3 protein-coding genes are annotated in these 2,332 nt (G+C 73.2%); 1 reads left to right on the top strand and 2 read right to left on the bottom strand.

Annotation, left to right across the window (positions count from 1 at the left end; all coding sequences use genetic code 11):
* Window positions 1-202 precede the first annotated feature (202 nt).
* On the top strand, window positions 203-589 hold the full coding sequence (locus tag PKY62_RS11800) for an STAS domain-containing protein (protein WP_324537199.1): 387 nt from the start codon (window positions 203-205) through the stop codon (window positions 587-589).
* Between the two features lie 67 nt (window positions 590-656).
* Here PKY62_RS11800 and fbaA read toward each other — a convergent pair whose 3' ends face one another.
* On the bottom strand, window positions 657-1,676 hold the full coding sequence (fbaA, locus tag PKY62_RS11795) for a class II fructose-bisphosphate aldolase (RefSeq protein ID WP_324537197.1): 1,020 nt from the start codon (window positions 1,674-1,676) through the stop codon (window positions 657-659).
* 130 nt (window positions 1,677-1,806) lie between these two features.
* On the bottom strand, window positions 1,807-2,332 hold a 526-nt coding region (locus PKY62_RS11790; protein ID WP_324537195.1), incomplete at its 5' end, for a TrmH family RNA methyltransferase.

The raw sequence follows: 2,332 nt of genomic DNA, 5'->3' as shown, positions 1-2,332 counted from the left end.
GGTCGGTGGGGCGATCGGCACGGCCGACGGTGGGCCCGGCCGGGAGGTGCGCGACCGGCGGGTCGGCGGGTGGCCCGGGGGACGGCGCGGGGGCCTTGACCATCCCCACCTCCGATCGTCTAGCGTTCCTCGCAGGCACCGGCCCCGCCGGCTCGCCGGTCGGCCCGCCGGCAGGAGCCCTCGGTCCCCTGGAAGGAGTGACGTGCGAGACGGTAACAGCCGCACGCCGACCGGGCTCCCCGTCCCGGGCGCCGCGTCCGAGCCCGCGTCCGTGCACGTCATCGTCGAGGGTGGGCGCACCCGACTGGTGCTCTCGGGCGAGGTGGACGCAGACCTCGCAGCCGACCTCGCCGAGGCCACCGCCGACGCCGAGGCCGCGGGCCTGCCGATCGACATCGACGCCCAGCACGTGACGTTCATGGACTCGTCCGGGATCGCGTTCCTCGCGCGGATCGCCTCCCGCAGCCCCCGGCCGGTGCGGATCCTGCGCGCCCCGGAGACGGTGCGGTTCCTGCTCGAGGTCACCCGGATCGGCGAGCTCCTGGAGCTGGTCGACGACCCCCCGGCACCCCCCACCCCCGCCGCCTGACCCGCGGGGGACGCACGACGCCCGCCGGCCCCGGGGGGCGCGGCGGGCGTCGGTCAGGCGGTGGTGCTCAGAGCTTGTGACCGGCCGAGCGCAGCTGCTGCGCTGCCTCCACCAGTCGGGCGGCCATGCCGGCCTCGGCGAGCTTGCCCCAGGCGCGCGGGTCGTAGGCCTTCTTGTTGCCCACCTCGCCGTCGACCTTGAGCACGCCGTCGTAGTTCTTGAACATGTGGTCGACGACCGGCCGCGTGAACGCGTACTGGGTGTCGGTGTCGATGTTCATCTTGATGACGCCGTTGTCGACCGCCTCGGCGATCTCCTCTGCCGTCGAGCCCGAGCCGCCGTGGAAGACGAGGTCGAACGGGTTCGTCTTGCCCAGGGTGGCGCCGACGGCGTCCTGGATCTCCTTGAGGATGGCCGGGCGCAGCTTGACCGCACCGGGCTTGTAGACGCCGTGCACGTTGCCGAAGGTGAGGGCCGTGAGGTAGCGGCCCTTCTCGCCGGAGCCGAGCGCGGCGACCGTGGCCAGGCCGTCCTCGATCGTCGTGTAGAGCTTGTCGTTGATCTCGGCCGTGTGGCCGTCCTCCTCGCCACCGACCACGCCGACCTCGATCTCGAGGATGGTGCGGGCGGCCGCGGAGAGCTCGAGGAGCTCGGCCGCGATGACCAGGTTGTCGGCCAGCGGGATGTCCGAGCCGTCGAACATGTGCGACTGGAACGTCGGCAGCTTGCCGGCCGCGACCTGGGCGGCCTCGATGGCGAGCAGCGGGCGGACCCACGAGTCGAGGTTCTTGGCCGCGCAGTGGTCGGTGTGCAGCGCGACCGTGATGGGGTAGCTCTTCGCGACCTCGGCGGCGTAGGCCGCGAGGGCGAGCGAACCGGCGACGCGGTCCTTGATCGTCGAGCCGGAGGCGTACTCCGCGCCACCGACCGACACCTGGATGATGCCGTCGCTCTCGGCCTCGGCGAAGCCCTGGAGGGCCGCCGTGACGGACTGGGACGACGTGATGTTGACGGCCGGGTAGGCGAACTTGCCCGCCCGCGCCCGGTCCAGCATCTCGGTGTAGACCTCGGGGGTGGCGATAGCCATGGCTTCTCCTGCGGTTCCGTGGGGTGCTAGCGCCCCCATCGTGGCACGGATCACCTCCGCCGTGGCGGGACCTCTCGCACCTCGTCCGGCCGCCCCTGTCGGGTAGCGGTGGCCGGCCCGGACGGGCCGCTCACGCGTGCAGCGCCACCCAGGTGTGCATCGCGATCGCCGCGGCGGCCCCGGCGTTGATGGACCGGGTGGAGCCGAACTGACGGATGTGCAGCACGTCGACGCACGCCGCCCGCGCGGCGTCCGACAGCCCCACGCTCTCCTGGCCCAGCAGCAGCACGCAGGCCCGCGGCAGCGGGTAGCCCTCGAGCGGCACCGAGCCCGGCAGGTTGTCCACCCCGAGCACGGGCAGCGCGCCGCCGGCCGGACCGGCCGTCGCGGCCCAGGCGAGCAGGTCGGCGACCTCCGGGTGGTGCCGCACGTGCTGGTAGCGGTCGGTGACCATCGCGCCGCGCCGGTTCCAGCGCCGCCGCCCGACGATGTGCACCTGCGCGGCGTTGAACGCGTTGGCCGTGCGCACCACGGAGCCGATGTTGAGGTCGTGCGCCCAGTTCTCGATCGCGACGTGGAACGGGTGGCGCCGGGTGTCCAGGTCCGCGACGACCGCCTCGACCGTCCAGTAGCGGTAGCGGTCGACGACGTTGCGC

The sequence above is a fragment of the Actinotalea sp. genome (assembly GCF_035443605.1).
GTDB lineage: Bacteria > Actinomycetota > Actinomycetes > Actinomycetales > Cellulomonadaceae > Actinotalea.
This window is presented reverse-complemented; position numbering and strand designations above follow the sequence as displayed.